Below are 7,971 nucleotides of genomic sequence, written 5' to 3' on the forward strand. Positions count from 1 at the left end.
GCGCATGCAGCGCCATGTCCCATCCTCGATCACCACCTTGCGGCTGCGCATCGGCTCGCTTCTGGCTCGCAGCCTGCCTCGATGCCCTTGCTCTGCCTGAGAGCTCGAGACGGCCCAATGAAGCAACGCAGTAAGACTAGGGCCTGTTCACGCCAGTGCTGCGCCCGCGTTGCCACCAGACGGAGGTGGCTGCAAGGCGGAGGGCGCAGGCAAGGGTGATTCCCCTTGCCAAGCCTGACAACGCCGCAGACGCACCGTCTTCACCCATCTGCATGATGCTGGCGATGTGGCCGGGAGCATGCGCCTCGGTCAGCCGGCACAGGGTCGCGGCAAGGTCCTCGATAGCCGAGCCAGCGGCAAGATCGTTGAGGATTCGGGTGGGAAGGTCGAGCAGATCGAACGTTGCGGTGGCGGTCATCGCAGCCATCTTTGGTTTTTGTGGCTCAGCAAGGTGATGACGAACACACGGTGCCCGTCATCCTCGGGGCGGCTGCCGCGTCGGCAGTCGGTGACCTCGGCGAGGATGTGCTGGGGGTGCGCGACGGCGGCGGCGTTTTTGTCGATCATCACCGGGTCGCCGCGCTCGAGCGGAAAATCGGTGATCAGAGTGAGGCGCCCGTCAGTGTGTTCGGCGGCCAGCGTCGCAGTTTCCGCGGTTGCACCATCGTGCCAGCCACGGCGCAGCAGAATGCGCCGCGGCTGGAAGGTGCCGCGGTTGTCCAGGCGCAGGCCTTGGGTCTTTTTCAGCAATTCCTGCAACCGCGGGTCGTCCCAGTCGACGTCGACCAGCTTGTTGGTGGGATCCTGGGGCTTGCCGCTCACGACCCGATCTCCTCGGACACGACGTCATTGGCGGCCGGGGCGCGATGGCCGTGTTCGACCACGGCGCTGTTGCCTTCGAGCACCCATTGCCGGGCCAGGCGTCCGAGCGGAGTACGTGGATGGCGTACGTCGATATCGGCGCGCAAGCCGGTGCCGAATCGGGTCATCCAGGCATGCAGGTCGGCCGCTGGCATGGGCTGCGCGAACGCAAACCCTTGACCCGCCTCCGCGTCGAGCACGGCGGCGACCTCCACCAGTTCGGGCGTTTCCAGGCCCTCGACCACCACGCTCAGGCCGAGGCTGTGCGCCATGCGGACCAGCGAGCCGATGAAGCGCACGACGCGCTCGGGGTCGCGCCCGGCTTCGCGCACCAGGCCCTGGTCGATTTTCACGACGTGGAAGGGCAAGGTGCGCAGGCGCAGCAGGCTGGAGTAGCCCGAGCCGAGGTCGTCCATCACCAGATGCACGCCGAGCGCGGCCAGCGCGTGCACCGCGACGTCGCGCAGGCCGACGTCCTGGAACTCCGCGTCTTCAAGGATTTCGAGTTGCAGCCGCGCCGGCGAAATGGCAAAACGCTCCAGGGTCTGCCGCACCCAGTGCGCGCAATCGGGCTGCAGCAAAACCTCGGGTGGCAGGTTGATCGAGGCGTCCAGGCGCAGGCCCATTGCATCCCAGGCCCGTAGGTGGCCCAGGGTCTGTTCCAGGCCGAGGGTGAACAGGCGGATGAGTTCGGCTGCACCGAACCAGGGAAGAAACTGACCCGGCGTGATGATGCGCCCGTCTTCGAGGCGCAGGCGAGCCAGCGCCTCGACTTTCTCGGGCTTGCCGCTGCGCAGGTCGACGATGGGTTGCACGAACATGTCCAGGCCGCCGTTGAACAGCCGTGCGCGCCAGGCGCGGCGTTCCTCCGCCGGCAACGCTGTGGCGTCGCCGGCGTGCAGGCCGCGCGAGGCACGTTCGAACAGCAATTCCAGCGCCTGCATGAAGCGGCGCATGTCGGGCGCTTCGAACATGCCAGGCATGCCGCCGTACAACCCGAATACGCCGAGCATGCGGCCGCGCGCATCCTTCACGGGGATCGCGGCGGAACTGCGGATGCCGATGGAGTGCGCGGCGTCGCGCCAGGGGGTCATACGTGCGTCTGTGACATAACTCGCGTTGGTCTCGATGTGCTCGCTGCGCCAGCAGCGCGGGTGCGGTGTGTTGCCGGAGCTGTCGTGTTCGTCGAGAACCGGCGGAGCGATGCCGCGATCGGCGATCGCCTGCAAGTAGGCGTCGAAACGACCGGCGGTGAATTCGGGCACGAAATGGCCATCGGCGTCGGGCTGGAACAGCACAGCGGCTTTCATGCCCGGCAGCTCAACCACGGTGTCCAACGCGGTGCGCACGATGTCGGCCCATTGTGTGGCGTCCTGCAGCATGTGCTCGAGCGCCACGAGTGCGAGCTGGTAATGCTCGTTCACGTCTCGTGCAGCGCCTGTTTGGGCTTCGAGTTCGACTTGCATGCGGGCGGAAATGACGTGGGCGAGCTGCTGGCGGTCACGTGCGCGTCCGGGAAGATTGGCGGCGAGTTCCTGCAATTGCTGCAAATACCAGCCCAGGCTGCTGACCAGGGTGTCGACCGCAACCCCGGCCAAAGCATTCTGGCAGGCGATATGCGCCGCCGCTTGGCGGTGCTCGATCTCACGCAGACCCGGAGTCATGATGTGGCGCAGGTGGCTGGCTTGCCGGCGCCTGAGTCTCGCAAGCTCTTCGGTGCTCAGCCAATGCAGGATGCGGGCGAACTGCGGCTCGCTTTCCAGGCGAGCGTGGAACTGCGCGACGAAAGCGTCTGCGGTCTGCGCCACCGCGTCCTGCGCCAGCATGAACAGGCGGCGGACCTCGTAGCCGTAGGGGTCGAGGGTCCGCAGCGTGGCGATGGTGGCGCTGTCATCAACACCAGGTTCGCTCCAGCGCAACCACCAGGTTGAGCGATCGCCCTTGTGGGCCTTACTGGAATAGAGTGCGGCGTCGGCGTGGCGCAGCAGCAGATCGGGTTCGGACTCGTCGGCCGGATACAGCGTCAGTCCCATGCTCATGCCGACCTGCGCCTGTCTGTTCTCGCCGAGATCGAACGGCGTCTCGACGGCGCCATGCAGGCGGTCGAGCAGCATGGGAAGATCGCTTTCGCGCGCCAGTCCCTCGAGCACGACGACGAATTCGTCCCCGCCAAGGCGTGCGACGAGGTCGGTTTCGCGCACGGCGGCTTTGAGGCGCTGGCCAAGCTGGCGCAGCAACTCGTCGCCGGCCGGATGCCCCCAGGTGTCGTTCACAGGCTTGAAGTCGTCCAAGTCCATCAGCCCGACGGCGAGCAGGCTACCGTGGCGCCGTGCGCGCGCCATTGCCAGTGGCAGATGGGTTTCCAGCGCCAGGCGATTGGGCAAGCTGGTGAGCGCGTCGTGCCGCGCGAGATAGGCCTGACGTGATTGCTCGGACTTGAGTTGAACCTTGAGGTCGAGCTCCGCCAACGCGCGGCCGAGCAGCTCCGGCACACGCCGCAGCATCGGGAGCAAGGCATCGTCGAAATCGTCGCGGTTTTGCGCAACCAGCACGAGCAGTGCCCATGGCTCGTCACCCCGGCGTATGGCCAGCACGACAGCGCCCTGGGCCCACTCGGGCACGCCATACGCCTGCCAGGGCGTGAGCAGGGGAGACGCGGCGGATGCTTCCAAAGCCAGCGCCTGAGTCTGCCACGCCTGTTGCAGCGCCGTGGCCGATTGCAGCGTCAGCGGTTCGGCGTCGGCCAGCACCTCGGCGCCGTTACCCGCCGCGGCGAGAAGCTTGATGCGGTTCTGCGCGTCGGGCTGTCCAACCCAGGCGGCGGCAAACATGCCTGTTTCAAGCAGCCGGGTACAGGCCGACACCAGCAACTCAGCCTCGCTGCGCGCTGCGATCAGGGTGTCGATCTCGGCCAGGATCGCACGCAGGATTTCCTGCTGGCGTTCACGGCTTTCGCGCTCGGTACGCTCAGCGGCTTGGATCGCCAGGCGCTCAAGGCCGCGGCCGAGTTCGAGGGCCATCTGTCCGAGAAGTTGCCGCAAGGTGTCTTCGAAACCGCCGCGAACAGAGTGGTACACGCTGAACAATGCGCGGACCTGGCCTGATACCCGGATCGGCAATGAGGCAATACTCCTGATGCCGAAGCTCTGCGCCCGGTCGGCCCAGGGTTGAAGACGCGCATCGTCATATGTCCAGGAAAATTGGGGTTTGGCATCCCGCCACGCCGTCCCGGACGGCCCGCGGCCGGCAGGTGTCGTGGCATCGCAGGAAATCACCTGGCCGTCCAGATACTCCGCGACGCCGGCCACGGCTTGAGCCACGAACCTGTCTTCCGCGTCGGGGCACCCAACCCAGGCGAGCACCATGCCGGCCTGGTTCACGGCGATATCGCATGCAGCATCGAAAAGCTCTTGTTCCGACTTGGCCTGCGCAGCAATCTGGCTCAACGCCGCCAGCGCGGCGTTGAAGCGCATCAGGCGATGCTGGCGCCCATGCAGACGGCTGACCCAGCGCCAGCCCACGGCCTGCATGGCCAGCAGGATCAACCAGCCGAGGAGCATCGGCGCGGCCTGCAGGGCCCATTTTGTGACCACGACGCTGCGAGGCAGGCTGACGAAGGCCGTGACCTGGCGGCCAGCGAGCCGCTCCCAGGCGACGACGAAATGGGCGTTGGCCGATGGCACCCAGCCGGAGATGACCCCTTGCTTGGCCTGCGGGTGCGCGGCGAGTTCTCTGGCCAACACCCCGCGCGAGGGCTTGTTGGACGCCTCGCGTGCAGTGCTCAGTGCGGTAGGGGGCAGGCGGGCCAGCAGGAATCCGTCGTCGCGTATCAGGCCGACGGCAGGCACGGGCGGGTTTCCATTGGCCGCGCCCATGCCGGCGCGCAAGGATTGCAGCAAATCCTGGGTCTGAACGGCGAAGCTGAGTACACCGAACTCGTTTGACGCGGGCCCGGGAACGGCGCAGCGCACTGGGGTGACGAGATGGCCGCCGAATTCGGGGGCGAACGCGGCGCGCCCGATCTCCAGCTTGCCACTCTTCGACAGTGCAGTCTGCAGTTCGCGCTTTGCGTCCATGGCATCCGCAACGTCCTTGCCTTGGGCGCCCGCCTTGGTGGACGCGGCAATGCGACCTTGCGCGGAGATGAGTTGAATGCTGCTGACGAAAGGCAATTGGGGCAGGAAGCCATCGATCCAAGGCTGGGCTGCTTCGGGCTTGTTCCAAAGACTGGGGTGAGCACCGAGTTTCTCGCGTGTGACGTTGCAGACGGTCTGGATGCTGGCGTAGCGCTGGTTCATCGCATCGGACCAGAAGGCCGACTGCGCGCCGAGCACATTGCCGGTGGTGGTCTCGATGTCGCCGAAGCGCCAGCCCAGGAATGCGGCCAGAGCAAGCGCGAGGATGACGTTGACCCACAGCACCAAGGTGCGAAGTCGGCGCAGTTCCTTGGGGCGTGGGACCGTGACGGGCATGAGGGGAGGACTCGGGCGCAGTGAGGGCATTTGTCGGCATTACAGCATCGCACTTCACTGACGAGGCCAGCGGAGCGCTGGTTTCAGCGCGGATTCGTGCGATGCTTCACGTTTTTCCTGGTTTCCTGATGCTTGCCGACCACGGATCAGGCTTCCAGGTAGGCGATGAACACGCCTTCGTCCTGCAGCCCGCGTTGGCCGGGACGGCAGAGCTTGACGCGATAAGCACGCTGGGGGGAGTCGGGCTTGGCGGCCTCGAGCACGGTCACCTGGTTTCCAGCGGGTAGTCGTGTTTCCAGTGATACGGTCAGGCGTGCGCCTTGTTCGTGTTCCTGCAGCAGTGCAGCATCGATCCAGGCACCAGCATCGCCTTGCCGTTGCAGCTTGAGTGCAATGGGTGCCTTCTGCACCCACAGCGCATCGAGCAACAGGCTCACGCGCCTGCTGGCGTAGGCCCAGGAGCCACGGCCGGGCTTCAACGATTCCTCCACCAGCAGGCGCCGCCCCTCATTGGCCAGGTCGATGAGGCGGGCGAGTTCCTGGTGCCAGTGGTCATGCCACATGCGCACATCGTCGAGGGTTTCGGCCAGGCCGGGAAGGTCGACGAAGCGCAGCCAGATGCCCACCTCACAGGCGAAGGAACTGGCAGCATGGTCGGGGTCGCCAAAGTCGGTTGTGCCATCGAGGATTTCCTGCAGATGCTTTTTGGCGCGCAGGCGCTCACGCTGCCACATCTCGGCGACCTCGTAATAGCTTTTGCCCTGCTGGTCACCGATCATCGGCAGCATGATGGTGCGGCGATCCATCACGCCGGCTTGCGAAAACGCGGCGCGGTCAAGCTGCTGGAACCGGCGCGGCAGCAGGCGCGAGAGGAGCTTGCGTAGGGGCTGGGGCATGAGGCCGGTCGAGGTGGTGTTCATGATGGGTCGAGGCTGGATCAAACGAAGGCGAACCGCACCGCGCCCCAGTGTTGACCGGCAAGCATCACCGGGCTCGAGAGTTCGCGCATGATTTCCCCGGTGTCGCGGGCATAAACCTGGAGCAGGAAGTCTTGTCGGTTGCGTGCCGCCGCCAGGCCCACTGGATCGTTGAAGAGGCGCATGGAGCGGTTGCCTGCAAGGTCTTTCTTCGGGTCACCTGTGAGCGCCTGGTCGTAGATGGAGTTGTGCGCCGCGGCATAGCCGTTGCGATCGACGAGCAGCACGTACTTGTACTGGTCGGACAAGGCGAGGTAGCGGTCTTCGATCGGCTGGATCTCGCGCTTGACCCAGGCGGTGAAGCGGGTCGTGTATTTCTGCGGATCGGTTCCAGAGACTGGCTGGTAGCTCTCGTCGAAGAAGTCGCTTTCCGAGATTTCGCCACGTTCCATCGCCTGATGCAGGCGGGAGCCGATTTCACCGACCACCTGATCGAGATGGCCGAGCACGCGGCTGGCCTGCGAATCGGTGCGGAACAGCGTGGCCGACTCGAACAGGCGCTGACTCTTGTTCAGAGCCAGTTCCAGTGCCTCGGCGATGCGGGTGGAGGTCTGCACGGTTTCGCTCGCATGGTTGCGAACCTGCGCGGCCATGGTGTTGAAGTCGGCATCCAGCCCGCGCAATTGCTGCGCCTGCCCAGTGATGGCCGTCGACGTGGCGGCGGCTTCCTTGGCCACGGTGTTGACGCCGCCGGCGATGTCGCCGAAATGCGCGGCAATGGCCTGCACCTGCGCTTGGTTGGCCTGCATGCGAGCCGAAAATTGCTCGGTGGCCTGGCCCACCGTCTGAAGCGATTTGTCGATCACGCCGACCGCTTGGCCGATGTTGCCAACCGATTTTTCGGCCGTCTGCGCGAGCTTGCGGATTTCCTCGGCCACCACGGCGAAGCCACGCCCGGCCTCGCCCACGCGCGCCGCCTCGATGTTGGCGTTGAGTGCGAGCAGATTGGTTTTTTGCGCGATGTCGCGAATCATGCCCATCTGCTGCACCACACCAACGAACTGCTGCTGCAGCGTCTGGATTTCGGCGCGGTTGCGCGCGTTGTGCTCCACCAGTTCGGCGAACATCGCGCGCATGCCCACGCTCTGGCTCGAACCTTGGGCGGCGAGTTGGTCGATGCGCGCCGCCTCGGCATCGACCTTCTGGACCTGGACCAGAATGCCTTCGATACCCTGCAGCACGGATCCCAGTTCCTGGCCGACACTCGCGATGCGCTCGGTCTGCTGCTGCGCATGCGTCTGGCTCTGCGCCTGCGCAGTCTTGGAGTCGAAACGGATGCGGGCGATGGTGTAGGCCACGTCGGTGGCGCTGTCGGTCACATGGTCGACAAAATCGCGAACCGTGTCGTGGAACCATTGCGCGGCCTCTGGCAGCTGTGCAATGCAAGCTTGGCGCAGATCGATGGGTACCGCATTCGCTGTGGGCGGTTCCACTTTGGGGGCGGCGCTTGGCATCGTGAGTTCCTCCTTGTCCATGTGCATATCAATTTTCCGCGGCGAGGGTGAACACTGAGACGGCGTCCTGGAGTTGTTGCGCCTGGGCGTTCATTTCTTCGGCGGTTGCGGCGAGTTCTTCGGAGGCCGAGGCGTTTTGCTGCGTGACGGCATTGAGCTGAGAGACGGCCTGATTGATCTGCTGCATGCCGGTGGACTGCTCCTCCG

Annotated in this window: 5 protein-coding genes and 1 pseudogene; all 6 read right to left on the bottom strand. The window is 65.3% G+C overall.

What is annotated here, in order from left to right; translation table 11 throughout:
• Positions 1-136: 136 nt before the first annotated feature.
• Positions 137-418, bottom strand: coding sequence for a hypothetical protein (locus ACYCUK_RS21865; RefSeq protein WP_461596733.1), 282 nt, complete (start codon positions 416-418; stop codon positions 137-139).
• Positions 415-822 (bottom strand): hypothetical protein, encoded by a 408-nt coding sequence (locus ACYCUK_RS21870; RefSeq protein ID WP_461596734.1) that lies wholly within the window; start codon positions 820-822, stop codon positions 415-417. Before ACYCUK_RS21870 ends, ACYCUK_RS21865 begins: the two co-directional genes overlap by 4 nt.
• The gene (locus ACYCUK_RS21875) at positions 819-5,333 is read right to left on the bottom strand and encodes an EAL domain-containing protein (protein WP_461596735.1); all 4,515 of its coding nucleotides are present in this window, start codon (positions 5,331-5,333) and stop codon (positions 819-821) included. Before ACYCUK_RS21875 ends, ACYCUK_RS21870 begins: the two co-directional genes overlap by 4 nt.
• A gap of 146 nt (positions 5,334-5,479) precedes the next feature.
• The gene (locus ACYCUK_RS21880) at positions 5,480-6,253 is read right to left on the bottom strand and encodes a hypothetical protein (protein ID WP_461596736.1); all 774 of its coding nucleotides are present in this window, start codon (positions 6,251-6,253) and stop codon (positions 5,480-5,482) included.
• 17 nt (positions 6,254-6,270) lie between these two features.
• Entirely contained in the window at positions 6,271-7,764 is a 1,494-nt protein-coding gene (locus ACYCUK_RS21885; protein WP_461596737.1) for a methyl-accepting chemotaxis protein, read from the bottom strand.
• Positions 7,765-7,792: 28 nt separating this feature from the next.
• Positions 7,793-7,971: pseudogene (locus ACYCUK_RS21890) on the bottom strand (methyl-accepting chemotaxis protein); the annotation flags it as partial.

Source organism: Thiomonas sp., from assembly GCF_054608695.1.

Bases quoted from the DNA above. Each gene is read 5' to 3' on its own strand.
- ACYCUK_RS21865 (WP_461596733.1), bottom strand. From the start codon at position 418: ATGACCGCCACCGCAACGTTCGATCTGCTCGACCTTCCCACCCGAATC.
- ACYCUK_RS21875 (WP_461596735.1), bottom strand. From the start codon at position 5,333: ATGCCCGTCACGGTCCCACGCCCCAAGGAACTGCGCCGACTTCGCACC.
- ACYCUK_RS21880 (WP_461596736.1), bottom strand. From the start codon at position 6,253: ATGAACACCACCTCGACCGGCCTCATGCCCCAGCCCCTACGCAAGCTC.
- ACYCUK_RS21885 (WP_461596737.1), bottom strand. From the start codon at position 7,764: ATGCCAAGCGCCGCCCCCAAAGTGGAACCGCCCACAGCGAATGCGGTA.